Raw genomic sequence first — 26,275 nt, forward strand, 5'->3', positions numbered from 1 at the left:
CCACACCGCCCCGCCTAACCAACAGACAGCCAAGAGCCGGCTGTGGCTGTTGCTGTTGCTGTTGCTGTTGCTGTTGCTGCTCTGGCCTCGGCGGGTGCAGGGCGCAGCCCTGCCAGAACAACCCCTTGATTTCGGGACAATCAGCCATACCCCTTGGCGAGGCCGCACGCGCTGGCGCGGCATTGCACACGGAGCCTTATCGATGACCGAGACCACCCAGACCGAAACCCTTGGCTTCCAGACCGAAGTCAAGCAGCTGCTGCAGCTGATGATCCACTCGCTGTACTCCAACAAGGAAATCTTCCTCCGCGAGCTGGTCTCCAACGCCGCCGATGCCGCCGACAAGCTGCGTTTCGAGGCCTTGACCCAGCCGGCCCTGCTGGAAGGCGACAGCGAGCTGCGCGTGCGCATCAGCTTCGACCCCACCGCCCACACCATCACCATCGAAGACAACGGCATCGGCATGAGCCGCGCCGAAGCCATCGCCCACCTCGGCACGATTGCAAAGTCCGGCACCGGCGACTTCCTGCGCCAGCTGTCCGGCGACCAGAAGAAGGATTCGCAGCTGATCGGCCAGTTCGGCGTCGGCTTCTACAGCGCCTTCATCGTCGCCGACGAAGTGGAAGTGACCTCGCGCCGCGCCGGCCTGGCTGCAGGCGAAGGCGTGCGCTGGACCTCGCGCGGCGAAGGCGATTTCGACGTCGCCACCGTCGACAAGGCCGAGCGCGGCACCCGCATCGTGCTGCACCTGAAGGACGGCGAGCACGACTTCGCCGATGGCTGGCGCCTGCGCAGCATCCTCAAGAAGTACTCGGACCACATCGGCCTGCCGATCCAGATGCCGAAGGAGGGCGAAGAAGGCGCCGCCGGTGAGTGGGAGACCGTCAACCGCGCCAGCGCGCTGTGGACCCGCCCGCGCACCGAGATCAGCGACGCCGAGTACACCGAGTTCTACAAGCACGTCGCGCACGATCACAGCGACCCGCTGGCGTGGAGCCACAACAAGGTCGAGGGCAAGCTGGAGTACACCTCGCTGCTGTACGTGCCCGGCCGCGCACCGTTCGACCTGTACCACCGCGATGCGCCCAAGGGCCTGAAGCTGTACGTGCAGCGCGTGTTCGTGATGGACCAGGCCGAGCAGTTCCTGCCGCTGTACCTGCGCTTCATCAAGGGCGTGGTCGATTCCAACGACCTGTCGCTGAACGTCTCGCGCGAGATCCTGCAGTCCGGTCCGGTCATCGATTCGATGAAGGCGGCGCTGACCAAGCGCTCGCTGGACATGCTGGAGAAGCTGGCCACCGACAAGCCGGAGCAGTACGCCACGTTCTGGAAGGAATTCGGCCAGGTACTGAAGGAAGGCCCGGCCGAGGACTACAACAACCGCGAGAAGGTGGCCGGCCTGCTGCGCTTCGCCTCCACCCGTGGCGACGGCGATGCGCAGACCGTGTCGCTGGCCGACTACCTCGGCCGCATGACCGAAGGCCAGGACAAGATCTACTACCTGACCGGCGAGAGCTATAGCCAGGTGCGCAACAGCCCGCACCTGGAAGTGTTCCGCAAGAAGGGCGTGGAAGTGCTGCTGCTGACCGACCGCATCGATGAGTGGCTGATGGGCTACCTGACCGATTTCGATGGCAAGGGCTTCGTCGACATCGCCCGTGGCGACCTCGACCTGGGCGCGCTGGAAACCGAAGCGGACAAGCAGGAACAGGAAGCGGCGGCCAAGGACAAGCAGGGCCTGGTCGAGCGCCTGAAGACGGTGCTGGGCGACGACGTGGCCGAAGTGCGCGTCTCGCACCGCCTGACCGATTCGCCGGCGGTGCTGGCCATCGGCGAACAGGACCTGGGCCTGCAGATGCGCCAGATCCTGGAAGCCAGCGGGCAGAAGGTGCCGGACAGCAAGCCGGTGCTGGAGATCAACCCGGGCCACCCACTGATCGCCAAGCTCGATGCCGAAGCCGATGGCGCGCGTTTCGACGACCTCGGCCGGGTGCTGTTCGACCAGGCTGCGTTGGCCGCCGGTGACAGCCTGAAGGATCCGGGCGCCTACGTGGCGCGCCTGAACAAGCTGCTGCTGGAGCTGTCGGCCTGATCGACAGGGTGGTCGCCGGGCATAGCCCGGCGATGCTCTGGTAGGTGCCAACCTTGGTTGGCACTGCTGCCCTGGCAGAGGCCAACCTTGGTTGGCGCCCCAAAAGCGTGCCAACCAAGGTTGGCACCTACCGAGGGCGTCGAGCGTGCCAACCAAGGTTGGCACCTACCGAGGGCGTCGAGCGTGCCAACCAAGGTTGGCACCTACCAGGGCGTCGAGCGTGTCAACCAAGGTTGACACCCACCCAAGCCGGGCGGCTCAGACCTCGCGATCCAGCAGCGAACCCAGCATCTGGTCCTGGCGGCGGATCACCGCGGCATTGGCGGCGAAGGCCACGACCTCGGCTTTTGCGGCCAACAGATCACCCAGCGGCGCGCCGGCATCGGCGCCGGTGGGCGTCACCAAAGCCTGCACCCCACCCTGCTCGGTGGTAATGCGCTGCAACTGCAGGTGCTGGGCATCCGGGGTCGCCAGGTTGGCCACGTTGTGCGCGGCCACCTGCACGCCCTGCTGGGCCGCACGCATCCCGCTGAGGGCGATTCCCATCACGTTGTTCATGGCGGCCTCCGGGCCGCCTCGCGCAGCCCTCCGGACCGGATAACGGCCGGTGGGCCGCGACCTTGAGTCCACATCGGCCCGACAGGCCCGAGTGGTAGCATATCCCTCTGATTTCAGCGCCTTTTGCCAATGCTCAGTTTTTTCCGCCGCAAGAAGCCCCAGGATGCCCCCGCAACGGAGGCTCCCAAGACCCAGCACTACTCGGCTGAAGAGCTGGCGGCGGCATTCCCGTCGGCCGCGCCGGTCGAGGACAAGGAACCCGCGCCGGTAGCTGCGCCGGCCGCACCTGCCCCCGTTGAGCCGCCCGCGGCAGCGGTCGCCCCGGTAATGGTCGAACCCACCCCGGTGGCTCCCGCTCCGGTGGTCCCTGCCGTCCCGGCACCCATTGCCCCGGCCCCGATCACGCAGATCGACGTCGCCCCTGTCGCTGCCCCAGCCATCGAGCCGGTGCCTGCGCCGCTGCCGGAACCCGCTCCTGCACCGACCCCGGCACCGGTCTCCGACGACCTGCCTGCCGCCGCCTCGGTCGACGCCGTTCCGGCGCCTGCCGGCAAGCCCGGCTGGCGCGAACGCCTGCGCAACAGCGTCATCGCGCGCAGCTTCGGCGGCCTGTTCTCGCGCAACCCCAAGCTCGACGACGACCTGCTGGACGAGCTGGAAACCGCACTGATCACCGCCGACGTCGGCGTGGGCGCCACCACCGACCTGGTCGAGGGCCTGCGCAAGCGCATGAAGTCGCGCGAGTTCGCCGACGCCAATGCGCTGCTGGCCGCGCTGCGCGCCGAGCTGATCGCAATCCTGCAGCCGGTGGCCAAGCCGCTGGTGATCGACCGCAACGCCAAGCCCTTCGTGGTGCTCACCGTCGGCGTCAACGGCGTCGGCAAGACCACCACCATCGGCAAGCTGGCCAAGCGCTTCAAGGATGACGGCCACAGCCTGATGCTGGCCGCCGGCGATACCTTCCGCGCCGCCGCCGTGGCCCAGCTGCAGGCCTGGGGCGAGCGCAACGGCGTGGCCGTGGTCGCGCAGGGGCAGAACGCCGATGCCGCTTCGGTGGCATTCGACGCGCTGCAGGCCGGCAAGGCCCGCGGCACCTCGGTGCTGATCGCCGACACCGCCGGCCGCCTGCACACCCAGTCCGGCCTGATGAACGAGCTGGGCAAGATCCGCCGTGTGCTCGGCAAGATCGACCCCACCGCCCCGCACGAAGTGCTGATGGTGATCGACGGCACCACTGGCCAGAACGCGCTGTCGCAGCTGCGCCAGTTCAATGCCGCAGTGAACGTGACCGGCCTGGTAGTGACCAAGCTGGACGGCACCGCCAAGGGCGGCGTGGTGTTCGCACTGGCCCGCGAGTTCGGCATTCCGATCCGTTTCGCCGGCATCGGCGAGCGCCCGGAAGACCTGCGCGTGTTCGACCCGGAAGCTTTCGTCGACGCCCTGCTGCCCGAAGCGCTGGGCGCCTGATACACCGTGCAGCCACGCATGGCGTGGCTCTACTGCAATCCAGTAGAGTCACCCCACGGGTGGCTGCCTCTCTGGAACACCAATGCCCCGCCAGCCGCACGCCAGCGCCGGAACCACGCAGACTGACGACTTCGTCGCCCGCCTGCTGCACTGGTTCGACGACCACGGCCGCCACGACCTGCCCTGGCAGCACCCGCGCAGCCCCTATCGGGTCTGGCTGTCGGAAATCATGCTGCAGCAGACCCAGGTGAGTACGGTCATCCCGTATTTCCAGCGGTTCCTGCAGCACTTCCCGACCTTGCCCGACCTCGCCGCCGCCAGCAACGACGCGGTGATGGCGCGGTGGGCCGGGCTCGGCTACTACGCCCGCGCACGCAACCTGCATGCCGCTGCGAAGCGCTGCGTGGAACTGCACGACGGCGACCTGCCGCGTGATTTCGATGCATTGCATGCCCTGCCCGGCATCGGCCGCAGCACCGCCGGTGCGATCCTCAGCCAGGCCTGGAACGACCCGTTCGCGATCCTCGATGGCAACGTCAAGCGGGTGCTCAGCCGTTACCACGGCATCGAGGGTTTCCCCGGGCTGCCGGCCATCGAGAAGCAGCTGTGGGCGATCGCCGAGGCGCACGTGGCGCAGGTGCCGAATGGGCGCATGGCTGACTACACCCAGGCGCAGATGGACCTGGGCGCGACGGTGTGCAGCCGTGCCAGACCCGCCTGCGTGATCTGCCCGCTGCAGGACGACTGCGTGGCGCGCCGCGAAGGCCGCACCACCGAACTGCCGACACCCAAGCCCAGCAAGACCCTGCCCGAACGGGAAGCGGTGGCCCTGCTGCTGCGCGACCCCCAGCAGCGCGTGCTGCTGCAGAAGCGGCCGGACACCGGCATCTGGGCGCAGCTGTGGACGCTGCCGCAGGCCGATGCCGGCAGCGTGTTGCAGGACTGGTTCGACGTGCACGTCGACGGCTCGCTGGAAGAGGCCGAAGAGCTGCCAATACTGCAGCACACCTTCAGCCACTACAGGCTGCATCTGCAGGTACTGTCGCGGCAGGTGCACGGCCTGCGCGTGGAAGAACCCACGCTGCGCTGGGTTGCCGCCGACGAGCTGCCCACGCTGGGCCTGCCGGCACCGATCCGCAAGCTGCTCGACGGCGCCACCATCAAGGCGCCGAAACGAACCTCCAAGAAATCCCGCAACCACGAGTGAGTGCCATGTCCCGAACCGTCTTCTGCCAGTACGAACAACGCGATGCCGAGGGCCTGGACTTCGTGCCCTACCCCGGCGAACTGGGCCAGCGCATCTTCAACAACATCGGCAAGCAGGCCTGGGCTGCGTGGTTGGCGCACCAGACCATGCTGATCAACGAGAACCGCCTGTCGCCGCGCACGCCGGAGCATCGCGCGTTCCTTGAAGGCGAACTGGTCAAGTTCCTGTTCGAGAAGGACGCGGAAAAGCCAGCCGGCTTCACCCCGGAAGCCTGACACACAGGTAATGCCGGCCGCTGGCCGGCAACCTGGCATCTGCGCGATGCCGGCCAGCCGCCGGCACTACCACGCTACTTCGTGCTTTCCTCGCGCTCCTGCACCTGCGCCTGGCGCAGCTCCTGCTCGGAGGCGCGTAGCGCCTTCACGTCCAGCTTGCGGATGCTGTCGATGAAGCACGGCATGCGCGGGCCGCCGGTGGGGTCGCGCACCAGCACCTTGTCGAAACGCGCCGAAACACGGTTCATCTGGCTGGTCAGGCCGATGGCGGTGGCATACGGCAGGTCCTGGCAGGGGCCTCTCAGCTCCAGCAGATAGGCCTCGCTGGGACGCGTCCACACCGCCAGTGCGCTGTCACCCAGTTCGGTCCAGCCATTGAGGCTGCCGAAGAACTGCATGTCGTTCTGCGGCCCGCCGGCATGGGCGCGGTACAGGTCAAGCTTCTCGGCAGAGCTGAGCCGGCCAGTGGTCGCGCAGGCGGCCAGCGCCAGGCAGAGTCCGGCCATCAGGATCGGGGTCTTCATGGCGATCTCCTCGGGGAACTGTCGCCATCATGCGCCTGCGCAGACAACGCCGGCGCGAAAGCCAGTACCCCATTCAGCAGCCGGTCGGCGGTCACCCCAAGCAGGCCCAAGGCTCGGGATTCCGGTAGTCGCCAACCTTGGTTGGCGCTTGCCCTGCAAGAGCAGCCGACCAAGGTCGGCTTCTACCAAAGCGGGCCCAGCGCCTCAGACGTCGGCGTGGGCCAATGCGTGCAGGCGCCCTTCGCGCAGCTCCAGCACCCGGTCCAGGCGCCGCGCCAGGCTGCGGTCGTGGGTGACCAGCACCAGGCTGGTATGACGCGCACGGTTGAGTTCCAGCATCAGCTCGAACACAGTGCCCGCGGTGCGGTCATCCAGGTTGCCGGTCGGCTCGTCGCCGAGCACGCAGGCCGGATGATTGACCAGCGCACGTGCCACCGCGGCACGCTGGCGTTCGCCGCCGGACAGCTCGCCCGGCTTGTGGTCCAGGCGATGACCGAGGCCGACCGCTTCCAGCAGCGTGGTGGCCCGGCTGCTCGCCTCGGCCACTGCAGTACCGGCCAGCAGCACCGGCATCATCACGTTTTCCAGCGCGGTGAACTCAGGCAGCAGGTGGTGGAACTGGTAGACGAAGCCCAGCGCCTGGTTGCGCAGCAGGCCACGCGCGGTGTCCGACAGCGCTGACATGCGCTGGCCGGTCACGTAAACCTCACCCGCGGTCGGAATGTCCAGGCCACCCAGCAGGTGCAGCAGCGTGCTCTTGCCGGCACCGGAAGCACCGATGATCGCCACCGTTTCGCCGGCGGTCACGGTCAGGTCCAGGCCATCGAACACCGGGGTCTGCATGCGCCCTTCGGCGTAGGTCTTGCCCAGTGCTTCGGCACGGATCACTTCATCGCCGCGGTTGAAGACCTTATTCATAACGCAGGGCCTCCGCCGGCTGGGTGCGTGCTGCCCGCCAGGCGGGATACAGGGTGGCCAGGAAGCTCATCAGCAGCGCGACCACGGTGATCGCCACCACGTCGCCGGTCTGCATGTCGGTCGGCAGGCCGGTGATGTAGTAGACGTCCTCCGGCAGCAGCTTGACGTTGAACACGCTTTCGATGGCGCCGAGGATGCGTTCCAGGTTGAGGGTCAGGGTGATGCCGCCGATCAGGCCGGCCAGCGTGCCGAAGATGCCGATCAGCGAGCCCTGCACCATGAACACCTGCATCACCCCGCCCGGGGTCAAGCCCAGCGTGCGCAGGATGGCGATGTCGGCCTGCTTGTCGGTGACCAGCATCACCTGCGAGGACACCAGGTTGAACGCGCCCATGGCGATGATCAGCGACAGCAGGATGCCCATCACCACCTTCTCCATGCGCAGCGAGTGGTAGAGGTTGGCGTTCTGCTGGGTCCAGTCACTCACCCGGTACGCACCACCAAGGCTCTGCGCCAGGTCCACGCCCACTTCCAGCGAGCGGTCCATGTCGTGCAGTTTCAGGCGCACGCCGGTGGCGCCGTCGCTGCGCAGCACGCGCTCCAGGTCCTGCATGTTGGCAAAGCCGACGCCGCGGTCGACCTCGTTGTAGCCAGCCTCGAAGATGCCGCTGACGGTAAAGCGTTTCATCCTCGGCACGGCGCCGGCAGGCGTGCCCTGCACTTCGGCAAAGGTCACCAGCACCTGGTCACCGACATCGACGCCCAGCCAGATCGCCAGCTCCTTGCCCAGCAGCAGGTTGAAGCTGCCCGGCGTGAGGCTGTCATAGCTGCCCTTGGTGACCTTCTTGTCGATCACCGACACCTTCGGCTCCAGCGCCGGATCGATGCCCTGGATGATCGCACCCTGCACGCGCGGGCCGCTGATCATCGACTGGATCTCGATGTACGGCGCGGCACCCGCCACGCGCGGGTCCTTGCGGGCGATGTCGACCACGCGCATCCAGTCCGGCATCGGCTCGCCGTCGCGGCTGATGGTGGTGTGCGCGGTCATCTGCAGCAGGCGGCTGCGGATTTCCTTCTGGAAACCGCTCATCACCGCCAGGGTGGTGATCAGCACCGTGACGCCGAGCGCGATGCCCAGGATCGATGCCATCGAGATGAAGGAGATGAAGCCGTTGCGGCGCTTGGCGCGCAGGTAGCGCAGGCCAATGGCCACGGGAATGGGTTTGAACATGCAGGCACGCCGGTCAATTCAGCTTATGGTGCCATCGACCGGGGCCTACGGGAAACGCCACGTGCGGCCACGGCCAGTCGCAGTTCACGTCGCTGCCCGGAATCGAGCACATCCGGCCAGAACAGCAGACGCCGGCGGCGCCGATCCTCACGCCAGAGCAACAACAGCCATGGGCCACGCACGACCAGCTGGGGTGCATCGACGTCCTGCCCAGCCACCTGCAGCGGCTCGGGCGGCATCGGCAGAAGCACCTGCACGCGTGGCCTGCGCTGGCGCCAGGCCAGTTCGGCCAACCCGACGCTCCAGGCCAGCACCACCGCGGGCATCAGCAGCCGTGAAGGCAGGTCCGATGCGCGCAGCAGCAAGGGTGCGGCCAGCAGCACCACCAGTTGGGCGGCGGCCTGCAGCCTTGAGGGGCGCCACTCAAGGCTTGAGGGCGAGGATCTTCTGCATGAGGGGGATCGCGTGCGCATGCGGGCAGGCCTCGTAGCCCATGAACCAGCGCCACAACTTATCGTCCTCGCAGTCGAGCAGGAACAGGAAAACCTCGCGCTCTTCGGTCGGCGCAGTGCTCCATTCGTGGTCCAGGTAACGGCCGAACAGCTGGTCCAGCTCACGCATGCCGCGGCGGCAACGCCAGCGCAGCTTCTTCAGCAGAACATCTTCTTCCATCGTGTTTCTCCAGATACAGCAAAGCCACGCATGGCGTGGCTCTGCTGGGGTGGCACAGCCACGCATGGCGTGGCTCTACCGGGTACAGCCGGGCCTGATCAGGCGCGGCGTTCCATCATCAGCTTCTTGATCTCGGCGATCGCCAGCGCCGGGTTCAGGCCCTTCGGGCAGGTCCTGGCGCAGTTCATGATGGTGTGGCAGCGGTACAGCTTGAACGGATCTTCCAGATCGTCCAGGCGCGCACCGGTGTCCTCATCACGCGAGTCGATGATCCAGCGGTAGGCCTGCAGCAGGATCGCCGGGCCAAGGTAACGCTCGCCGTTCCACCAGTAGCTCGGGCAGCTGGTCGAGCAGCAGGCGCACAGGATGCACTCGTACAGGCCGTCCAGCTTCTTGCGGTCTTCCGGCGACTGCAGGCGCTCACGGTCCGGCGGTGCCGGGGTCTGGGTGCGGATCCACGGCTTGATCGACGCGTACTGCGCGTAGAAGTGGGTCAGGTCCGGAACCAGATCCTTGACCACGTTCATGTGCGGCAGCGGGTAGATCGGCACTTCCTTCTTGCCGCAGTCCGAGATGGCTCGGGTGCAGGCCAGGGTGTTGGTGCCGTCGATGTTCATCGCGCACGAACCGCAGATACCTTCGCGGCAGGAGCGGCGGAAGGTCAGGGTCGGGTCGATCTCGTTCTTGATCTTGATCAGGGCGTCCAGGACCATCGGGCCACAGGCGTCCAGATCGACTTCATAGGTATCGGTGCGCGGGTTGCTGTCGTCGTCCGGACTCCAGCGGTAGATCTTGAAGGTGCGCACGTTCTTGCCGCCGTTCTTGACGGGGAAGTGCTTGCCCTTCGTGATCTTGGAATTCTTGGGGAGTGAAAACTCGGCCATGGCTGCTCTCGTTGGCTCAGGCGGCCCGCGCCCGTGGGCGCGGATTGCATGGTAGGCGGGGTCGGATCAGTACACGCGCGGCTTCGGCGGCACCACGGACACGTCGTCGGTCAACGTGTACATGTGCACCGGACGGTAGTCGAAGCTGCACTTGCCCTTCTCGTCGACGCTGACCAGGGTGTGCTTCTGCCAGTTGACGTCGTCGCGGTCCGGATAGTCCTCGTGCGCATGCGCGCCGCGGCTTTCCTTGCGCTGTTCGGCCGAGTTGATCGTCGCCACCGCGTTGAGCAGCAGGTTGTTCAGCTCATAGGTCTCGATCAGGTCCGAGTTCCACACCAGCGAACGGTCGGAGACCTTCACGTCCTGGAACGAGTCGAAGATCTTGTCCATCTTCTCGCAGCCTTCCTTCAACGTCTGGCTGGTGCGGAAGACGGCGGCGTCGGCCTGCATGGTGCGCTGCATGCGATCACGGATGACCGAGGTCGGGGTATCGCCGTTGGCGTGGCGCAGCTTGTCCAGCAGGCCCAGCGCCTTGTCGCAGGCATCGGCCGGCAGCGGCTTGTGCGAAGCGCCCGGCTTGATGGTCTCGGCGCAGCGGTTGGCCACCGCACGACCGAACACCACCAGGTCCAGCAGCGAGTTCGAGCCCAGGCGGTTGGCGCCGTGCACGGACACGCAGGCGGCTTCACCGATGGCGTACAGGCCCGGCACCACGGCATCCGGGTTGTCGCCGACCTTGCGCACGACTTCGCCGTGATAGTTGGTCGGAATGCCACCCATGTTGTAGTGCACGGTCGGGATGACCGGGATCGGCTGCTTGTGCACGTCGACGCCGGCGAAGATGCGGGCGCTTTCTGCGATGCCCGGCAGCTTCTCGTCGATCACGCCCGGGCCGAGGTGGGTCAGGTCGAGCAGGATGTGGTCCTTGTGCTCGCCGACGCCGCGGCCTTCGCGGATCTCGATGGTCATCGAACGGCTGACCACGTCGCGCGAGGCCAGGTCCTTGTAGTGCGGTGCGTAGCGCTCCATGAAGCGCTCGCCGCTGCTGTTGCGCAGGATGCCACCTTCACCGCGGACACCCTCGGTGATCAGGCAGCCGGCACCGTAGATGCCGGTCGGATGGAACTGCACGAACTCCATGTCCTGCATGGCGATGCCGGCACGCATGGCCAGGCCGCCACCGTCGCCGGTGCAGGTGTGCGCCGAGGTGGCGCTGAAGTAGGCACGGCCGTAACCGCCGGTGGCCAGCACCACGCCCTGGGCGCGGAACAGGTGCAGGGTGCCGTCGGACATGTCCAGGGCCAGCACGCCGCGGCAGGCGCCTTCGTCATCGAAGATCAGGTCGAGTGCGAAGTACTCGATCATGAAGCGCGCATCGTGCTTCAGCGACTGCTGGTACAGGGTGTGCAGCATCGCGTGGCCGGTACGGTCGGCCGCCGCGCAGGTACGCTGCGCCGCCGGGCCTTCGCCGTACTTGGTGGTCATGCCACCGAACGGACGCTGGTAGATCTTGCCTTCGGCGGTGCGCGAGAACGGCACGCCGTAGTGTTCGAGCTCGATGATGGCCGGGATGGCCTCACGGCACATGTATTCGATGGCGTCCTGGTCGCCCAGCCAGTCCGAACCCTTGATGGTGTCGAAGAAGTGGTAGCGCCAGTCGTCCTCGCCCATGTTGGCGAGTGCGGCCGAGATACCGCCCTGGGCGGCAACGGTGTGCGAACGGGTCGGGAAGACCTTGGTCAGGCACACGGTCTGCAGGCCCTTGGCGGCCAGGCCGAACGTGGCGCGCAGGCCGGCGCCGCCGGCGCCGACCACGACCATGTCGTACTTGTGTTCGGTGATCTTGTAAGCGGACATCTAATCTGGATTCCTGTGTTGGTGCCTGGGCTCAGGCAACGCCGAGGGCGATGCGGCCCACCGCAAACACACTGACGATCATGCCGAGCACGGCGACGAACTTCACCGCGGTCTGCAGCACCAGGGCCAGCAGCGATTCGTGGATGTAGTCTTCCAGCACGACCTGCATGCCGAGCTGCGCGTGCCAGAACATGGCGATCAGCAGGCCGATCAGCGGCACCGCGTTCCACGGCTTGGCCACGGCGGCGGCGGCGGTCGCGTAGTCCGAGCCCAGCAGGCTCAGCACGAAGACCAGGAACCAGATGCCCAGCGCCACCAGGGCGGCGGCGGTCAGGCGCTGGTGCACGAAGTGCTCGGTGCCGGTCTTGGCCGAGCCAAGGCCACGCACGCTCTTCAACGGGGTACGGAACTTGCTCACGCGGCACCTCCGAACATCACATAGGCCCACACCAGCAGGGTGATCACCAGACTGCCGATGACCGACAGCCAGCTGCTGCGGATGAAGGCGGGGATGCTGAAGCCGATGGCGAAGTCCTGCACCACATGGCGGATGCCATTGCACAGGTGATAGGCGAACGACCATGTCCACGCGAACAGGAACACGCGGCCATACCAGGCCCCGGCGTGGCCGGTGAAGCAGTTCCAGGACTCGGGCCCCATCATCAGGGCCAGCAGGCCGGCGGCGATGATGAGGGCACCAACAGACAGAAAGACGCCAGTGGCTCGATGCAGGATCGAGGTGGCCATCTGAATCTGCCAGCGATACACCTGAAGGTGCGGGGAAAGTGGGCGTTGTCTGGTCGCCATTCGCTGGGCTCGTTGTCTCGGCTGGGCGGCACGCGGCCGCGTTGGCTCAATGCTGATCAGAAATCGATGCAGCGTCCGTTTTTCTCCCAATCGCCGTACCGCACCGGATCAAGTCCGCCGCGGCCGCCGAATTCCTCTGCTTTTTCCTGTTCCACGGGCACGGGTGCCGCGGGGACCAGCGGGGCTTCAGATTCGTCGTCGGGAGTGGGGGTTGTTTGGCCTATCATGTTCGGTCTCGCAACGCACAAATTTTAGACCTCGTTCACGTGCCTGACAACCTGCCCCCTGCTTTCGTCGGATATCCGCGCCTGCCCGGCCACCAGCTGCTGAGCCTGCAAGGCCCGGATGCGGCTGTCTTTGCCCACGCCCAGTTCAGCAGCGATGTCACCGCCCTGCCCCTGCAGCACTGGCAGTGGAGCGCTTGGCTGAGTGCCAAGGGCCGCACTTTGGCGGTGTTCCAGCTGCTTCGACTGGCGGACGACCACGTGATGCTGGTGCTGGCCGACGGCGATGCCGATGCGATTGCGTCGCAACTGCAGCGCTTCGTGTTCCGCCGAAAGGTGAAGGTGCAGGTGCGCAGCGATCTGGCGGTGGCCGGCGCGTTCACCGCACCCGAGGCCGCCAGTGGCGCCGCGATTGCGCAGACCGCAGGTGACGGCTGGGAGCTGGACCTGGGCAGCGACGCCCTGCCGCGGACCCTGCGCATTGGCAGCGCCGATGCCTTCGCCGCCGGCAGTGAAGCCGATGAGGCCGCTTTCGCACTGGCCTGGCGCCAGGCCGACCTGCGCTACGGCCTGCCCCGGCTGCAAGAAAGCCAGCGCGAAGTGTGGACCCCGCAGCAGCTGGGGTTGGACCGCCTGAACGGTTACAGCGTGAAGAAGGGCTGCTATCCCGGCCAGGAAATCGTCGCCCGTACCCACTTCCTCGGCAAAGCCAAGCGCGCGGTGCAGCTGCTGCATACCGCGGCACCGGCGCAGGCCGGCGATGGCGTGCAGCAGGATGGCGCAGCGCTGGGCACGATTGCCTGCGTGGCCGGCGATCTGGCACTGGCGGTGCTGCCGCTGGAAGCCAGCGACGCTGATCTGCAGGTCGGTGATGCCATCGCGCAGCGCATGCCGCTGCTGGATGGATTGGCGCGCTGAATCCGGTGGATGAAGGAATGGTAGTGCCGGCCGCTGGCCGGCAACCATGCCTGGTTGAGGTTGCCGGCCAGCGGCCGGCACTACCGCTTACAGGCGCTCGCCGGTTTCCGGGTTGAAGAAATGCAGGCCCTGCGGGTGGATCGCCACGCGGATCTGCTCGCCCACCGCCGGCAGCGACTGCGGCGCCACGCGCATGGTCAGCGCGTGCTGGCCACTGCTCAGATTCACGAAGATCTCGTTGCCGACCGGCTCGATGCCTTCGATGCGCGCGATGAACGCATGCGCATCATCGGCGGCCGCCGGTTGCAGGTGCTCCGGGCGCACGCCCACCGCGATCGGCTTCTGCAGCCACGCCGGATCGATCGTGGCCTGGCCCAGCGGTGCACGCCATTCGCCGTCGACCACGGTCACACCACCGGCATCGCCCTGCAGCGTGCCACGCAGCACGTTCATCGCCGGGCTGCCGAGGAAACCGGCCACGAACAGATTGGCCGGGCGGTCATACAGCGCCATCGGCGTATCGATCTGCTGGATGATGCCGTCCTTCAGCACCACGATGCGCTGGCCCAGGGTCATCGCTTCGACCTGGTCGTGCGTCACGTAGATCATGGTGGTGCCCAGCTTGCGGTGCAGCTGCGCGATTTCGGTGCGCACGCTGTGACGCAGCTTGGCGTCGAGGTTGGACAGCGGCTCGTCCAGCAGGAACACCGCCGGCTCGCGCACCAGTGCACGGCCCAGCGCAACACGCTGGCGCTGGCCACCGGACATCGCCTTGGGCAGCTTGTCCATCATCTCGGTCAGGCCCAGGGTCTGCGCTGCTTCGGCGATGCGCTTGTCGATGGTCGCCTTGTCATGCCCGCGCAGCTTCAGGCCGAAGGCCAGGTTCTCGGCCACGGTCATGTGCGGATACAGCGCGTAGCTCTGGAACACCATGGCGATGTCGCGATCCTTCGGCGCCACGTCGTTGACCACGCGGTCACCGATGGTCAGCGTGCCGCCACTGATCTCCTCCAGGCCGGCCACCATCCGCAGCAGGGTCGACTTGCCACAGCCGGACGGTCCGACCAGCACCATCAGCTCGCCATCGGCGACCTCGAAGCTGGCGTCCTTCACCGCGACCTGGCCGTTGTCATAGACCTTGCGCACACCCTGCAACTGCACTTTTGCCATATCACCTATCCGGTCCGCCCGAAGCCGGGCTGTCTTTTGGGACTGCCTCGGCCCTCCCGATGGCAGTGATGATTGCGCGCCTGCCGCATGACGGCGAGCACTGCAATCGAATACAGTTGCCCATTCTGCCATGTAAACGTTTTCACGTGGCACTATCCGATGATCGGTGCGCACCGATCTGCGTCGGCGGTTGAACGAAGGTTCCGCCGAGGCAGTGGTTTCGAATGGAACGGTCTTCCGCTACCCCGGAGAACGTTCCCGACGAACCTCGGACAGGCAGTTGCGCGGATGTCCCCCGAACCCAGCCATGAAGCGATTGACAACGATGTCACCCGGATCTGAAACTCGAGCGATGCACGACACCCTCTTCCTGTTCGGTGCCACAGGTGATCTGGCCCAGCGCTACCTGTTCCCTTCGCTGCTTCGCCTGCTTGGCGACGGCCTGCTGCCGGAGGACTTCCGCATCCGTGCACTGGCCCTGTCCGGGCATGACACCGAAGCCTTCCATGACATCCTGCGGCCGCGCCTGCAGCAGGCCATGCCGATGGCCACGCAGGACGACATCAGCGCCCTGCTGCGCCGCATCGACTACCGTTCGGTGGACCTGCGCGACGTCGACTCGGTTGCCGCCGCGGTCTCCGACCTGGTGCACCGCAAGTGCGTCAGCTACCTGGCCATCCCGCCGGGCCTGTACATCTCCACCTGCGAAGGCCTGGCCAAGGGTGGCGCCCTCGCCGCACCGGCACGCCTGATGCTGGAGAAGCCGATCGGCAGCGACAGCGAGAGCGCCGAGGAAATCATCAGCACGATCGGCCAGTGGATCGACGAGGACCGCGTGTTCCGCCTCGACCACTACCTGGGCAAGGCCGCGGTGCAGAACCTGATCGCACTGCGCTTCGGCAACACGCTGCTGGAAGCAGTGTGGAACCGCAACTACATCGAATCGGTGCACATCCTGGTGGCCGAGAGCGAAGGCGTGGATGGCCGCGACGCCTACTACGCCCGGTCCGGCGCCCTGCGCGACATGGTGCAGAGCCACATCCTGCAGCTGCTGTGCATGGTGGCGATGGAGCCGCCGGCCTCGCTGGAAGCCGACCGCATCCGCGACGAGAAGGTCAAGGTACTGCGCGCCCTGCGCCCGCTCGATGCCAAGCACGCCGCGCGTGACAGCATCCGTGGCCGCTACACCGCCGGTACCATCAACGGCCAGCCGGCCCAGGCCTACCAGCCGCCGGAAGGCAGCGACGTGGAAACCTTCGCCGGTGTCACCGCGCACATCGACAACTGGCGCTGGAGCGGCGTGCCGTTCCATCTGGTCACCGGCAAGCGCCTGCCCGAGCGCACCACGCGCGTGGTGGTCACGCTGAAGCCGGTCACCCACTGGCTGTTCGAGCGCCCGCAGCGCGCGCAGGCCGCACCGAACCGCCTGGTATTCCAGCTGCAGCCGCAGGAAAACATCGAACTGGGCCTGATGAGCAGCCTGGCCGGCCCGGAATGGGGCGCACTGGAACTGCATCCGCTGGAACTGGAATTGTCGGTGCCGACCGGCCTGCACCGCCGCATCGCTTACGAACGCCTGTTCCTGGATGCCTTCAACGGCAACCACACGCTGTTCGTGCGCGATGACGAAGTGCGCGCCGCCTGGGCGTGGATCGACAGCGTCGCCGACGCCTGGAAGGACGCCAAGCTGCCGCTGGAGCCCTACCCGGCCGGCCAATGGGGCCCGAGCAATGCGGGCGAGTTCCTGCCGCAGGGCGTGGACGCGCCGGACAGCGGAGCGTCGGCATGAGTGCCAGCTCGCAGCCGGTGCTGGTCGCCGACATCGGCGGTACCAACGCCCGCTTCGCCCTGGCCGACACCTCGCAGGACGCACCGCTGCAGAAGGACAGCATCCGCGAATACGCGGTGGCGGAGTTCCCGTCGCTGGGTGATGCCGCGCGCCACCACCTGGAACAGATCGGCGCCACGGCCAGCCGCGGCGTGTTCGCGGTGGCCGGTCGCGTCGACGGTGACGAAGCGCGCATCACCAACCACCCGTGGGTGATCTCGCGCAGCCGCACTGCAGCCATGCTCGGCTTCAACGAACTGCACCTGATCAACGACTTCGCCGCACAGGCGATGGCGATTTCACTACTGCAGCCCGAAGACGTGGTCCAGGTCGGCGGCGCCGCCTGGGTCCCGGGCAAGCCGGGCCAGCCGCGCAACTACGCGGTGATCGGGCCGGGTACCGGGCTGGGTGTCGGCGGCCTGATCCTGCGCCACGGCCGCTGCTACCCGCTGGAAACCGAAGGCGGCCATGTCAGCTTCCCGCCGGGAACCCCGGAGGAGATCCGCATCCTGGAGATCCTGTCCGAACAGTTCGGCCGCGTCTCCAACGAGCGCCTGATCTGCGGCCCTGGCCTGGTCAACATCCATCGCGCGGTATGCGAGATGGCCGGCATCGATCCGGGCCAACTCCAGCCGGTGGACGTGACCGCGCGTGCCCTGCACGGTGATCCGCAGGCGATGCGCACCGTGGATGTGTTCTGTGCCGTGTTCGGCGCCATCGCAGGCGACCTGGTGCTGACCCAGGGTGCATGGGACGGCGTGTTCCTGACCGGCGGGCTGACCCCGAAGATGCTCGATTCGCTGCAGCACTCCGGTTTCCGCCAGCGCTTCGAACACAAGGGCCGCTTCTCTTCGATCATGGCGCGGGTGCCCTCGTTGGCCGTGATGCATCCCCACGCCGGACTACTGGGCGCCGCCGCCTACGCCGCCGACGCCGAACGTGACGCACCTGGAGTTGCCGCATGAGCCCCACCACCTTCCACGACGACCGCATCGAGTTCATTCAGCACGGCGATGCCGATGGCTGGATCGAGGCGGTGGCCGCCGAGATGGCGCAGACCCTCAACCACGACATCAACGAAGTGGGCCGTGCCCGCATCCTGTTGTCTGGCGGCACCACGCCGGCACCGGTCTACCAGGCGCTGGCCGAACTGGACGTGCACTGGGACCGCGTGGAAGTGAGCCTGGCCGACGAGCGCTGGCTGTCGCCGCAGGATCGCGACAGCAATGCCTGGCTGGTGCGCGAACACCTGCTGAAGCGCGCCGAAGGTGCGCATTTCGATCCGCTGGTGCGCATCGGCAAGCCCCTGCCGGAATGCGTGTACACCGCCAACCTGCAGGCCCAGCACAGCCAGCCGCCGAGCCTGGTGGCACTGGGCATGGGCAACGACGGCCACACCGCCTCGCTGTTCCCGGGCTCGAAGGACCTGGCCCGCGCACTGGAAAGCACCCTGCCCTACGCGGCGCTGGATGCCACCGGCTGCCCGGGCGCGAACCAGTGGCCGCTGCGCATCACCCTGACCCCGCATGGCCTGCGCCAGTGCCGCCAGCGTCTGCTGCTGCTGCGCGGCAAGCAGAAGCTGCAGGTACTGCGCCAGGCGCTGGACAGCAATGACGTCCAGCAGTACCCCATCCTCAATGCGATCAACCTGGAAGGCGCGCGCCTGCGCGTCCACTGGGCTGATTGATGTTGGCGGCGGCGCCGTGCCGCCGCTTGCCTCTCGCCACCACGAACGCCGGTAGCCAATGAGCCTCCATCCGCAACTGCAAGCCATCACTGAGCGTGTCATCCGCCGCAGCGCCGCCTCGCGTGCCGCCTACCTGGCCGCGATCGACGCCTCCCTGCGTGAGGGCCCGTTCCGCAGCCGCCTGAGCTGCGGCAACCTCGCCCACGGGTTCGCCGCCTGCGGCGGCACCGACAAGAGCCGCCTGCGCGGTGGCGTGACGCCGAACCTCGGCATCATCACCGCCTACAACGACATGCTGTCGGCGCACCAGCCGTTCGAGACCTATCCCGAGCAGATCCGCGAGATCGCCCGTGAGCTGGGTGCCACCGCACAGGTGGCAGGCGGCGTGCCGGCGATGTGCGACGGTGTCACCCAGGGCCGCGGCGGCATGGAACTGTCGCTGTTCTCGCGCGATGTGATCGCGCAGGCCACCGCGATCGGGCTCAGCCATGACATGTTCGACACCACCGTCTACCTCGGTGTGTGCGACAAGATCGTGCCGGGCCTGCTGATCGGTGCGCTGGCCTTCGGCCATCTGCCGGCGGTGTTCGTGCCGGCCGGCCCGATGACCCCGGGCATCCCGAACAAGCAGAAGGCCGAAGTGCGCGAGCGCTACGCTGCCGGCGAAGCGACCCGCGAAGAACTGCTGGAAGCGGAGTCCGCCTCGTACCACGGCGCCGGCACCTGCACCTTCTACGGCACCGCCAATTCCAACCAGGTACTGCTGGAAGCAATGGGCGTGCAGTTGCCGGGCGCATCGTTCGTCAATCCGGGCACGCCGTTGCGCGACGCCCTGACCCGCGAAGCGACCGAGCGCGCGCTGGACATCACGGCACTCGGCGACGACTTCCGCCCGTTGGGCCGGATCATCGACGAGCGCGCGATCATCAACGCGGTCATCGCGCTGATGGCTACCGGCGGTTCGACCAATCACACCATCCACTGGATCGCGGTGGCGCGTGCGGCCGGCATCGTGCTGACCTGGGACGACTTCGACGAACTGTCGCAGCTGATTCCGCTGCTGGCGCGCGTCTATCCGAACGGCGATGCCGACGTGAACCGCTTTGCCGCTGCCGGTGGCCCGGCGTTCGTGTTCGGCGAACTGATCAAGGCGGGCCTGATGCATGGCGACCTGGTCAGCGTGGCACGTGGCGGCATGGCCGACTATGCGCGCGAGCCGCAGCTGCGCGACGGCCAGCTGGTCTACCTGCCGGGCCTGGAACACAGCGCCGATGACGAAGTGGTGCGTGGCGTCGACAATCCGTTCGAACACCAGGGCGGCCTGCGCCTGCTGCGCGGCAACCTCGGCAAGTCGCTGATCAAGCTGTCGGCGGTGAAGCCGCAGTACCGCACGATCGAGGCACCGGCGGTGGTGGTCGACGCGCCGCAGGTGCTGAACAAGCTGCACGCCGGTGGCCTGCTGCCCGAGCATTTCGTGGCGGTGGTGCGTTACCAGGGCCCACGTGCGAACGGCATGCCGGAACTGCATTCGCTGGCGCCGCTGCTGGGCCTGCTGCAGAACCAGGGCCGGCGCGTGGCACTGGTCACCGATGGCCGCCTGTCCGGTGCCTCGGGCAAGATTCCGGCGGCGATCCATGTGACGCCGGAAGCGGCGCGCGGCGGTCCACTGGCCAAGGTGCGCGAGGGCGACATGATCCGCCTCGATGGCGAGGCCGGCACGCTGGAAGTGCTGGTGGACGCGGCCGAATGGGCCGCGCGCCCGCTGGCGCCGAACACCGCGCCAGCCGCGCATGATCTGGGCCGCAACCTGTTCGCGATCAACCGTCGCGTGGTGGGCCCGGCCGACCAGGGGGCGATTTCGATTTCGTGCGGGCCGGCGGCGGCTGATGGTGGGCCGTGGGAGTACGACGCGGAGTATGAGCTGGGGCACGATGCTGCGGCTGCGGCGGCGCCGCATGAGGCGAAGGACGCCTGAGGGTTGAAGAGCGTTGCGGGTGTGCGTTGGCGGTGAGTGTCCTGGTTGAGGCGGCGGGTAGCCCCCACCAGGACACGCCGTAAACCCATCCATGGGGGCTCGGTCGCGCCATCCATGGCGCTCACGGTCCTGGTGGGGGCTACCCGCCGCCTCAGGACAGTTTCCCGGCGCCCTCGCGCCGCGAAGTGATCACTGAAAATCAAATTCAAACGCAGAAGCAAAGGCAGAAGCAGAGCTATGGGTATCGAACAACATCAGGTGAAGGCGGCGGAGCTGTTGCGTGCGGCGGGCATCCTGCCGGTGGTGACGATTCATACGCTGGACCAGGCGCGTGCGGTCAGCGCGGCGCTGCTGGAAGGTGGTTTGCCGGCGATCGAGCTGACGCTGCGTACGCCGGTGGCGATGGAAGCGCTGGCGATGCTCAAGCGCGAGCTGCCGGACGTGGTGGTGGGTGCGGGCACGGTGCTGACCGTGGAGCAGATGCAGCAGTCGATCGATGCGGGCGCGGACTTCCTGGTGACACCGGGCACGCCGCCGGCGCTGGCCGATGCATTGGCCGCTGCGCCGCTGCCGGTGGTGCCGGGTGCAGCAACGCCGACCGAGCTGCTGTCGCTGTATGCGCGTGGCTTCCGCGTGTGCAAGCTGTTCCCGGCCACGGCCGTGGGTGGGCTGGCGATGATCAAGGGCCTGGCCGGCCCGGTCGCCGACCTCAAGCTGTGCCCGACCGGTGGCATCACCGAAAACACCGCCGCTGAGTACCTCGAGCAGAAGAACGTGGTCTGCATCGGCGGTTCGTGGATGGTGCCGGGCAACTGGATCGCCGACGGCGCATGGGACAAGGTGCGCGCCAGCGCCGCTGACGCCGCGAAGATCATCAAGCGCGTGCGCGGCCACTGAGCCCGACAAAGGTGTAGAGCCGAGCCCACGCTCGGCTCCGGCATCATCAGGGGTCAGAGCCCTTTCCCACCGGGAAATGGATCCGACCCCGGGCAACGAGCACGCACAGCGCGCGACCCGCTCCTGCTGTTCCTTCTTCATTCCGCGGTGGCGGCGCACGGAAACTGTCCGTGGCCCTGCAGAGGGATTGCGCAGGGGCGTAAGCGCCATGGATGGCGCGCCCGAGCCTCCAGGGATGGATTCATGGCGCCCCCTGCGCAATCCCTCCGCAGGGCCAATCCGACGAATCCTACCGCACACCGCGAGGGGCTCAGCCGTTGGCCGAAACCCTTACAGCGGCCGCGCCGGATCCACCAGCCCGTACTGGCTGGCCATCCGCGCCAGCGCGATGTTGTCGTGGATCCCCATCTTCTCGAACAACCGCGCCTTGTGCGTGTTCACCGTCTTCGCACTCAGGCTCAGCCGCCGTGCGATGTCTTCCTGGCGCAGGCCCTGGGTCAGCAGCAACGCCACTTCCAGCTCGCGCGGGGACAGGCTGTCGAACGGCGAACCGTTGCCTTCCACCGTCGACAGCGCCAGGTTCTGCGCGATGCTGGTGCCCAGGTAGCGACGGCCACCGGCCACGTCACGCACCGCGCGCAACAACTCCTGCGCATCGCAGCCCTTGCCGATGTAACCGGCGGCGCCAGCCTCGAGCAGCCGCTTCGGCAGCGGGCCATCTTCCAGCACCGACACGATCACCACGCGGGTATTGCGGTGGCTGCGGACGATGCGCTCGGTCACTTCCATGCCGCTCACGCCCGGCAGGTGCAGATCGCACAGCACCACGTCCGGCAGCAGCTGGCGCACTTCGCGCAGCGCATCTTCACCGGTCTCGGCTTCGCCCACCACCTCGATGTCGGTTTCCCCCGACAGAATCATCTTCATCCCGGTGCGGACCAGTGCGTGGTCATCCACCAGGTAGACTCGAATCGTCATTCATGTACCTCTTCGAATGCGGCCATTGCAGGTCAAGCTAGGCAGGGTGCCGATACCCTGCAAGCGCGCCCGTAATGCAGCGCCGGCGATCTGCCTTGCGCATCACAGTACGACGCGTTGTGCTTGCCCCCTGTCTTGCAGAACCTGCTGCAACGAAACAACTGATCTATCACGTAGACGTCCCCGAAGGGCCATCCACGTCAAACCCCCTGTGATGATGCTTCGCTGGCCTTCGCTGGCGGCGAGCCGTGACGTCGCCAAGGGTGCCGGCGACTGAACATGACCAGATAGCACCCTACCACCCAAACCAGCGCGGCACACCATCCGGCCAGGATATCGGAGGGGTAATGCACCCCCAGGTAGACCCGGGACACGCTGACCAGCAGGCTGAACGCCGGTGCGAGCAGCAGCACCGGCCAGCGCCAGCGGGTGTTCCAGGCCAGCAGCACCAGGGTCACCGCCAGGGTCATCGAGCCCATCGCATGGCCGCTCGGGAAGCTGAACGTCGACTCCGGCGCAATCGATTCCCACAGGCTGGGGCGCTGGCGCTGGAAGAAGTGCTTGCTGCCCATGTTCAGCAGCGCCGAGCCGACGAAGCTGACCGCCACGAAGGTCGCCTCGCGCCAACGCCGGTAGCCCAGCAGCGCGCCGATGATCAGCACATCGGCCGGAATCAGGAACCATTCGTAGCCCAGTCTGGAAATGAGCACGAAGAAGCGGTCGAGCAGCGGCGAATGCAGGCCATGCATCTGCCACAGCAGGGGCGCGTCGAAATGGAACGATTCAAACTCGTGCACTTCGTCGGCCAAGGCGACGAAACCGGCCAGCGGCAGCAGCACGCCACCGAACAGCAGCAGCAGGCGCCAGGCATTGCGCGCCATCCAGTGGCGGAAACCGGAGGCGGACTCCGGCGCAGCGAGGATCGCGGGCTTATCCGGCGCTTCGGACATATTTGTGTTCGACGTAATCGTCGATCAGGGCGACGAACTCCTGGGCGATGTTCTCGCCACGCAGGGTCACCTTCTTCTCGCCATCGACGAACACGGGCGCGGCCGGGGTTTCACCGGTGCCCGGCAACGAAATACCGATATTGGCGTGCCGCGACTCACCCGGCCCATTGACGATGCAGCCCATCACCGCCAGGGTCATGTTCTCCGCACCCGGGTGGTGGATCTTCCACAGCGGCATCTTCTCGCGCACATGGTTCTGTACCACCTTGGCCAGCTCCTGGAAGAACTCGGAGGTGGTGCGACCGCAGCCCGGGCAGGCCGTGACCAGCGGCGTGAAGGCGCGCTGGCCGGTGGTCTGCAGCAGTTCCTGGGCGACGATCACTTCCTGCGTGCGCGACTGGCCCGGTTCCGGGGTCAGCGAGATGCGGATGGTGTCACCGATGCCTTCCTGCAGCAGCACGCTCAGTGCCGCCGACGAGGCAACGATGCCCTTGCTGCCGATACCGGCCTCGGTCAGGCCCAGGTGCAGGGCGAAGTCCGAACGCTGGGCCAGGTCGCGGTACACCGCGATCAGTTCCTGCACGCCACTGACCTTGGCCGACAGCACGATGCGATCGCGCGGCAGGCCAAGCTCCACCGCCTGCTCGGCCGAATCCAGCGCCGAACGGATCAGCGCCTCGCGCAGCACGCGACCGGCATCCCAGGGCTGTTCGCGCAGGTTGTTCTCGTCCATCAGCTTCGCGGCCAGGGCCTGGTCCAGCGAGCCCCAGTTGGCGCCGATGCGTACCGGCTTGTTGTAGCGGATCGCGAACTCGATCAACTGCGCGAACTGCAGGTCCTTCTTCTTGCCGAAGCCGACGTTGCCCGGATTGATGCGGTATTTGGCCAGCGCTTCAGCACACGCCGGTTCGGCGGTCAGCAGCTGGTGGCCGTTGTAATGGAAGTCGCCGATCAGCGGCACGTCGATGCCCATCATCGCCAGCTTGTCGACGATGCGCGGGATCGCCGCAGCGGCTTCAACGGTGTTGACGGTCAAGCGCACCATTTCCGAACCGGCCCGCCACAGCTCGGCCACCTGCTTCACGCTGGAGGCCACGTCGGACGTGTCAGTGTTGGTCATCGACTGCACCACCACCGGCTTGCCTCCGCCTACGGTGACCCCGCCGATCTGGACGGCATGGGTCTGGCGGCGGGGCCAGGAGGTGGCATCGGAGGGAGGAGTCGGGCGGGTGACGGCGTCGTGCATGGGCGCATTCTACCGCCCGCCCCCGCATTCCGGGTGACTCGCATTCAGCCGGCGGCACGGCTGCGGCCTATTGTCGCAGGCACGCCCGCCCGTGAACGCATACGATGAGCGTGAATGACCGGTCCCGACGCCCCGTTTCTCCGTACCCTGTGCAGCCTGCGCTGGCTTGCCGTAGGCGGCCAGGCCGCCACCATCCTGGTTGCCACCTGGGTGCTGGGCCTGCCGTTGCCGCAGCTGCCGCTGTGGGCCGGCGTGGCGGTGCTGACCCTGTTCAACATCTATACCCAGTTGCGTCCGGAAGCGGCCGATACCGCACCGCTGACCGCGTTCGGCCACATCCTGGTGGACGTGATCATCCTGACCTGGATGGTCGGCTGGAGCGGCGGCATGGCCAACCCGTTCAGCTCGCTGTTCCTGATCCTGATCGCGCTGGCCGCGTTCGCCCTGCCCCTGCGCTGGGCACTGGCGGTGGCGCTGGCCTGCCTGCTCGGCTACGCCGCCAGCGGCATCTTCGGGCAGCCATTGCCGGACGGTTATTTCCGCGCGCAGGACCTCAACCGCTGGGGCGTGGTCGCCAATTTCCTGATTTCCGCCGCGGTGGTACTGGCCTTCTCCACCCGGCTGGCGCTGGCCCTGCGGGAGCGCGAACTGGAATTGTCGGCCCTGCGCGAGCGCTTCGCCCGCAACGAGGGCATCGTCGCGCTGGCCACCCATGCCGCCTCGGTGGCGCATGAACTGAACACGCCGCTGGCGACCATGACCCTGCTCGCCGACGATGTCGCCGAGCGCAGCGAAGAGCCGGAAGTGCGCGAGGACATGGAAACTCTGCGCGAGCTGCTGGTGCAGTGCCGGGAGCGCGTGCTGGCGCTGGCTGCTCCGGCCTCGGCCGACGCACCGGGCCGCAGCCACTCCAGCGCCCAGCAGGTGCTGGAGCAATGGCGCCTGGTGCGGCCGACCATCGACCTGCACCGCAACGACGATGCGCCGCTGCGGCTGCCACTCGACCCGGGCGTGGGCCATCTGCTGATGGTCCTGCTCAACAATGCCGCCGATGCCGGCGAGAAGGCCGGCCGGCCACGCGTGGACCTGGACCTGCGCATCGAAGGCGACGACCTGATCGGCGAAGTCCGCGACTACGGCCATGGCTTCGACGCCCGTGCCGCCGTGCTGCCGGGCAAGCTGTTCGGCAGCAGCAAGAGCGAGGGCATGGGCGTCGGCCTGGCCCTGTCCCATGCCACCATCGAACGCCTCGACGGCGAGATGTGGATGCGCCCGGCCCAGGGGGCCGGCAGCCGCGTCGGCTTCCGCCTGCCGCTGGCCCCACGCGAGGACACCCCATGAGCCTGCATCACTCCACCCTTGGCCTGCTGGTCGACGACGACGAGCTGTACCTGCGTACCCTGCAGCGCAGCCTGGCGCGCAAGGGACTTGAAACCCAGACCGCACAGGATGCCGCCAGCGCACTGGCGCTGGCCCGGCAGCATCCGCCGGCGTTCGCCCTGATCGACCTGAAGCTGGGCAGCGATTCCGGCCTGTCCCTGATCCAGCCATTGCGCGCCCTGCGCGCGGACATGCGGATCCTGCTGGTGACCGGCTACGCCAGCATCGCCACCGCCGTGGAGGCGATCAAGCTCGGCGCCGATGACTACCTGCCGAAGCCGGCCACGGTGCCGATGATCCTGCGCGCCCTCGGCGAGGAAGACGACGGCCCGGCCGACGATGGCGAAATGGAAGTGCCCGATGCGATGACGCCGATCAGCCGCCTGCAGTGGGAACACATCCAGCAGGCGATGCACGAGACCGGTGGCAATGTGTCGGCGGCCGCGCGCCTGCTCGGCATGCACCGGCGCTCACTACAGCGCAAGCTGGCCAAGCGGCCGAGCCCGGAGCGCGACCCGAGCCGATGA

At 67.2% G+C, this 26,275-nt stretch carries 27 protein-coding genes; 12 read left to right on the top strand and 15 right to left on the bottom strand.

Annotated elements, in window-relative coordinates; genetic code table 11:
* Positions 1–202 precede the first annotated feature (202 nt).
* Positions 203–2,092 carry a molecular chaperone HtpG gene (htpG, locus tag N5D91_RS21610; RefSeq protein WP_180854939.1) on the top strand — a complete coding sequence of 630 codons (1,890 nt, stop codon included), beginning with the start codon at positions 203–205 and terminating at the stop codon, positions 2,090–2,092.
* Positions 2,093–2,350: 258 nt separating this feature from the next.
* On the opposite strand, the gene N5D91_RS21615 is transcribed toward htpG, so the two are convergent.
* The gene (locus N5D91_RS21615) at positions 2,351–2,650 is read right to left on the bottom strand and encodes a hypothetical protein (protein WP_180854938.1); all 300 of its coding nucleotides are present in this window, start codon (positions 2,648–2,650) and stop codon (positions 2,351–2,353) included.
* Positions 2,651–2,779: 129 nt separating this feature from the next.
* Here N5D91_RS21615 and ftsY point away from each other — a divergent pair, with 129 nt between their 5' ends.
* From ftsY to N5D91_RS21630, 3 genes are all read left to right on the top strand, one after another.
* Positions 2,780–4,117 (top strand): signal recognition particle-docking protein FtsY, encoded by a 1,338-nt coding sequence (gene ftsY / locus N5D91_RS21620; protein ID WP_180854937.1) that lies wholly within the window; start codon positions 2,780–2,782, stop codon positions 4,115–4,117.
* Between the two features lie 82 nt (positions 4,118–4,199).
* Complete coding sequence (gene mutY, locus N5D91_RS21625) at positions 4,200–5,324, top strand: A/G-specific adenine glycosylase (protein WP_180854936.1); 1,125 nt, start codon at positions 4,200–4,202, stop codon at positions 5,322–5,324.
* 5 nt (positions 5,325–5,329) lie between these two features.
* Complete coding sequence (locus N5D91_RS21630; RefSeq protein WP_004153160.1) at positions 5,330–5,599, top strand: oxidative damage protection protein; 270 nt, start codon at positions 5,330–5,332, stop codon at positions 5,597–5,599.
* A gap of 74 nt (positions 5,600–5,673) precedes the next feature.
* Here the strand turns inward: N5D91_RS21630 and N5D91_RS21635 are convergent, their stop codons facing one another.
* The 10 genes from N5D91_RS21635 to N5D91_RS21680 all read right to left on the bottom strand — a co-directional run bounded on the left by N5D91_RS21635 (position 5,674) and on the right by N5D91_RS21680 (position 12,722).
* Positions 5,674–6,123, bottom strand: a complete 450-nt coding sequence (locus N5D91_RS21635) for a DUF6491 family protein (protein WP_180854935.1) — start codon at positions 6,121–6,123, stop codon at positions 5,674–5,676.
* Between the two features lie 204 nt (positions 6,124–6,327).
* Positions 6,328–7,041 carry a lipoprotein-releasing ABC transporter ATP-binding protein LolD gene (gene lolD, locus N5D91_RS21640; RefSeq protein WP_014036806.1) on the bottom strand — a complete coding sequence of 238 codons (714 nt, stop codon included), beginning with the start codon at positions 7,039–7,041 and terminating at the stop codon, positions 6,328–6,330.
* The gene (locus N5D91_RS21645; RefSeq protein WP_014036805.1) at positions 7,034–8,275 is read right to left on the bottom strand and encodes a lipoprotein-releasing ABC transporter permease subunit; all 1,242 of its coding nucleotides are present in this window, start codon (positions 8,273–8,275) and stop codon (positions 7,034–7,036) included. The genes lolD and N5D91_RS21645 overlap by 8 nt, the downstream gene beginning before the upstream one ends.
* Before the next feature lie 23 nt (positions 8,276–8,298).
* The gene (locus N5D91_RS21650; protein WP_180854934.1) at positions 8,299–8,748 is read right to left on the bottom strand and encodes a hypothetical protein; all 450 of its coding nucleotides are present in this window, start codon (positions 8,746–8,748) and stop codon (positions 8,299–8,301) included.
* Positions 8,699–8,947 carry a succinate dehydrogenase assembly factor 2 gene (locus N5D91_RS21655; protein WP_005409080.1) on the bottom strand — a complete coding sequence of 83 codons (249 nt, stop codon included), beginning with the start codon at positions 8,945–8,947 and terminating at the stop codon, positions 8,699–8,701. Before N5D91_RS21655 ends, N5D91_RS21650 begins: the two co-directional genes overlap by 50 nt.
* 98 nt (positions 8,948–9,045) lie before the next feature.
* Positions 9,046–9,831 carry a succinate dehydrogenase iron-sulfur subunit gene (locus N5D91_RS21660; protein WP_005409079.1) on the bottom strand — a complete coding sequence of 262 codons (786 nt, stop codon included), beginning with the start codon at positions 9,829–9,831 and terminating at the stop codon, positions 9,046–9,048.
* Positions 9,832–9,897: 66 nt separating this feature from the next.
* Entirely contained in the window at positions 9,898–11,688 is a 1,791-nt protein-coding gene (gene sdhA / locus N5D91_RS21665; RefSeq protein WP_049445482.1) for a succinate dehydrogenase flavoprotein subunit, read from the bottom strand.
* 31 nt (positions 11,689–11,719) lie between these two features.
* Positions 11,720–12,106 carry a succinate dehydrogenase, hydrophobic membrane anchor protein gene (sdhD, locus tag N5D91_RS21670; RefSeq protein ID WP_024958619.1) on the bottom strand — a complete coding sequence of 129 codons (387 nt, stop codon included), beginning with the start codon at positions 12,104–12,106 and terminating at the stop codon, positions 11,720–11,722.
* The gene (gene sdhC, locus N5D91_RS21675) at positions 12,103–12,495 is read right to left on the bottom strand and encodes a succinate dehydrogenase, cytochrome b556 subunit (protein ID WP_024958620.1); all 393 of its coding nucleotides are present in this window, start codon (positions 12,493–12,495) and stop codon (positions 12,103–12,105) included. The genes sdhD and sdhC overlap by 4 nt, the downstream gene beginning before the upstream one ends.
* 56 nt (positions 12,496–12,551) lie before the next feature.
* On the bottom strand, positions 12,552–12,722 hold the full coding sequence (locus tag N5D91_RS21680; protein WP_005409075.1) for a DUF1674 domain-containing protein: 171 nt from the start codon (positions 12,720–12,722) through the stop codon (positions 12,552–12,554).
* Positions 12,723–12,761: 39 nt separating this feature from the next.
* Here N5D91_RS21680 and N5D91_RS21685 point away from each other — a divergent pair, with 39 nt between their 5' ends.
* Positions 12,762–13,637 (top strand): folate-binding protein YgfZ, encoded by an 876-nt coding sequence (locus tag N5D91_RS21685; RefSeq protein WP_164162809.1) that lies wholly within the window; start codon positions 12,762–12,764, stop codon positions 13,635–13,637.
* 87 nt (positions 13,638–13,724) lie between these two features.
* Here the strand turns inward: N5D91_RS21685 and ugpC are convergent, their stop codons facing one another.
* Positions 13,725–14,807 (bottom strand): sn-glycerol-3-phosphate ABC transporter ATP-binding protein UgpC, encoded by a 1,083-nt coding sequence (gene ugpC / locus N5D91_RS21690; RefSeq protein WP_153855131.1) that lies wholly within the window; start codon positions 14,805–14,807, stop codon positions 13,725–13,727.
* A gap of 352 nt (positions 14,808–15,159) precedes the next feature.
* Here ugpC and zwf point away from each other — a divergent pair, with 352 nt between their 5' ends.
* The 5 genes from zwf (at position 15,160) to eda (ending at position 21,194) form a co-directional block, all read left to right on the top strand.
* Positions 15,160–16,596 (top strand): glucose-6-phosphate dehydrogenase, encoded by a 1,437-nt coding sequence (gene zwf, locus N5D91_RS21695; RefSeq protein ID WP_010484333.1) that lies wholly within the window; start codon positions 15,160–15,162, stop codon positions 16,594–16,596.
* Positions 16,593–17,600, top strand: coding sequence for a glucokinase (gene glk, locus N5D91_RS21700; protein WP_110711924.1), 1,008 nt, complete (start codon positions 16,593–16,595; stop codon positions 17,598–17,600). Before zwf ends, glk begins: the two co-directional genes overlap by 4 nt.
* A complete protein-coding gene (gene pgl, locus N5D91_RS21705) occupies positions 17,597–18,322 on the top strand; it encodes a 6-phosphogluconolactonase (protein ID WP_110711923.1) in 726 nt (241 codons plus the stop codon). Before glk ends, pgl begins: the two co-directional genes overlap by 4 nt.
* Positions 18,323–18,380: 58 nt before the next feature.
* Entirely contained in the window at positions 18,381–20,297 is a 1,917-nt protein-coding gene (edd, locus tag N5D91_RS21710; protein WP_014036797.1) for a phosphogluconate dehydratase, read from the top strand.
* A gap of 237 nt (positions 20,298–20,534) precedes the next feature.
* The gene (eda, locus tag N5D91_RS21715; RefSeq protein WP_110711920.1) at positions 20,535–21,194 is read left to right on the top strand and encodes a bifunctional 4-hydroxy-2-oxoglutarate aldolase/2-dehydro-3-deoxy-phosphogluconate aldolase; all 660 of its coding nucleotides are present in this window, start codon (positions 20,535–20,537) and stop codon (positions 21,192–21,194) included.
* Positions 21,195–21,524: 330 nt separating this feature from the next.
* On the opposite strand, the gene N5D91_RS21720 is transcribed toward eda, so the two are convergent.
* The 3 genes from N5D91_RS21720 to ispG form a co-directional block, all read right to left on the bottom strand.
* On the bottom strand, positions 21,525–22,172 hold the full coding sequence (locus tag N5D91_RS21720; protein ID WP_004153112.1) for a response regulator: 648 nt from the start codon (positions 22,170–22,172) through the stop codon (positions 21,525–21,527).
* Positions 22,173–22,372: 200 nt separating this feature from the next.
* Positions 22,373–23,122, bottom strand: coding sequence for a phosphatase PAP2 family protein (locus tag N5D91_RS21725; protein WP_110711919.1), 750 nt, complete (start codon positions 23,120–23,122; stop codon positions 22,373–22,375).
* A complete protein-coding gene (ispG, locus tag N5D91_RS21730; RefSeq protein ID WP_087922229.1) occupies positions 23,103–24,368 on the bottom strand; it encodes a flavodoxin-dependent (E)-4-hydroxy-3-methylbut-2-enyl-diphosphate synthase in 1,266 nt (421 codons plus the stop codon). Before ispG ends, N5D91_RS21725 begins: the two co-directional genes overlap by 20 nt.
* Before the next feature lie 114 nt (positions 24,369–24,482).
* Here ispG and N5D91_RS21735 point away from each other — a divergent pair, with 114 nt between their 5' ends.
* Positions 24,483–25,709 carry an ATP-binding protein gene (locus N5D91_RS21735; RefSeq protein WP_119007669.1) on the top strand — a complete coding sequence of 409 codons (1,227 nt, stop codon included), beginning with the start codon at positions 24,483–24,485 and terminating at the stop codon, positions 25,707–25,709.
* Positions 25,706–26,275 carry a response regulator transcription factor gene (locus N5D91_RS21740; protein WP_110711917.1) on the top strand — a complete coding sequence of 190 codons (570 nt, stop codon included), beginning with the start codon at positions 25,706–25,708 and terminating at the stop codon, positions 26,273–26,275. The genes N5D91_RS21735 and N5D91_RS21740 overlap by 4 nt, the downstream gene beginning before the upstream one ends.

This window comes from Stenotrophomonas sp. GD03794 (assembly GCF_029842145.1).
GTDB lineage: Bacteria > Pseudomonadota > Gammaproteobacteria > Xanthomonadales > Xanthomonadaceae > Stenotrophomonas > Stenotrophomonas riyadhensis.

Coding starts and splice junctions, on each gene's coding strand:
- zwf (WP_010484333.1), top strand. CDS start 15,160: ATGCACGACACCCTCTTCCTGTTCGGTGCCACAGGTGATCTGGCCCAG.
- N5D91_RS21660 (WP_005409079.1), bottom strand. CDS start 9,831: ATGGCCGAGTTTTCACTCCCCAAGAATTCCAAGATCACGAAGGGCAAG.
- edd (WP_014036797.1), top strand. CDS start 18,381: ATGAGCCTCCATCCGCAACTGCAAGCCATCACTGAGCGTGTCATCCGC.
- N5D91_RS21635 (WP_180854935.1), bottom strand. CDS start 6,123: ATGAAGACCCCGATCCTGATGGCCGGACTCTGCCTGGCGCTGGCCGCC.
- lolD (WP_014036806.1), bottom strand. CDS start 7,041: ATGAATAAGGTCTTCAACCGCGGCGATGAAGTGATCCGTGCCGAAGCA.
- mutY (WP_180854936.1), top strand. CDS start 4,200: ATGCCCCGCCAGCCGCACGCCAGCGCCGGAACCACGCAGACTGACGAC.
- sdhC (WP_024958620.1), bottom strand. CDS start 12,495: ATGGCGACCAGACAACGCCCACTTTCCCCGCACCTTCAGGTGTATCGC.
- ftsY (WP_180854937.1), top strand. CDS start 2,780: ATGCTCAGTTTTTTCCGCCGCAAGAAGCCCCAGGATGCCCCCGCAACG.
- ispG (WP_087922229.1), bottom strand. CDS start 24,368: ATGCACGACGCCGTCACCCGCCCGACTCCTCCCTCCGATGCCACCTCC.
- N5D91_RS21740 (WP_110711917.1), top strand. CDS start 25,706: ATGAGCCTGCATCACTCCACCCTTGGCCTGCTGGTCGACGACGACGAG.
- N5D91_RS21680 (WP_005409075.1), bottom strand. CDS start 12,722: ATGATAGGCCAAACAACCCCCACTCCCGACGACGAATCTGAAGCCCCG.
- glk (WP_110711924.1), top strand. CDS start 16,593: ATGAGTGCCAGCTCGCAGCCGGTGCTGGTCGCCGACATCGGCGGTACC.
- N5D91_RS21735 (WP_119007669.1), top strand. CDS start 24,483: ATGACCGGTCCCGACGCCCCGTTTCTCCGTACCCTGTGCAGCCTGCGC.
- sdhA (WP_049445482.1), bottom strand. CDS start 11,688: ATGTCCGCTTACAAGATCACCGAACACAAGTACGACATGGTCGTGGTC.
- eda (WP_110711920.1), top strand. CDS start 20,535: ATGGGTATCGAACAACATCAGGTGAAGGCGGCGGAGCTGTTGCGTGCG.
- N5D91_RS21615 (WP_180854938.1), bottom strand. CDS start 2,650: ATGAACAACGTGATGGGAATCGCCCTCAGCGGGATGCGTGCGGCCCAG.
- N5D91_RS21650 (WP_180854934.1), bottom strand. CDS start 8,748: ATGCGCACGCGATCCCCCTCATGCAGAAGATCCTCGCCCTCAAGCCTT.
- N5D91_RS21645 (WP_014036805.1), bottom strand. CDS start 8,275: ATGTTCAAACCCATTCCCGTGGCCATTGGCCTGCGCTACCTGCGCGCC.
- pgl (WP_110711923.1), top strand. CDS start 17,597: ATGAGCCCCACCACCTTCCACGACGACCGCATCGAGTTCATTCAGCAC.
- htpG (WP_180854939.1), top strand. CDS start 203: ATGACCGAGACCACCCAGACCGAAACCCTTGGCTTCCAGACCGAAGTC.
- N5D91_RS21725 (WP_110711919.1), bottom strand. CDS start 23,122: ATGTCCGAAGCGCCGGATAAGCCCGCGATCCTCGCTGCGCCGGAGTCC.
- N5D91_RS21720 (WP_004153112.1), bottom strand. CDS start 22,172: ATGACGATTCGAGTCTACCTGGTGGATGACCACGCACTGGTCCGCACC.
- N5D91_RS21630 (WP_004153160.1), top strand. CDS start 5,330: ATGTCCCGAACCGTCTTCTGCCAGTACGAACAACGCGATGCCGAGGGC.
- ugpC (WP_153855131.1), bottom strand. CDS start 14,807: ATGGCAAAAGTGCAGTTGCAGGGTGTGCGCAAGGTCTATGACAACGGC.
- N5D91_RS21655 (WP_005409080.1), bottom strand. CDS start 8,947: ATGGAAGAAGATGTTCTGCTGAAGAAGCTGCGCTGGCGTTGCCGCCGC.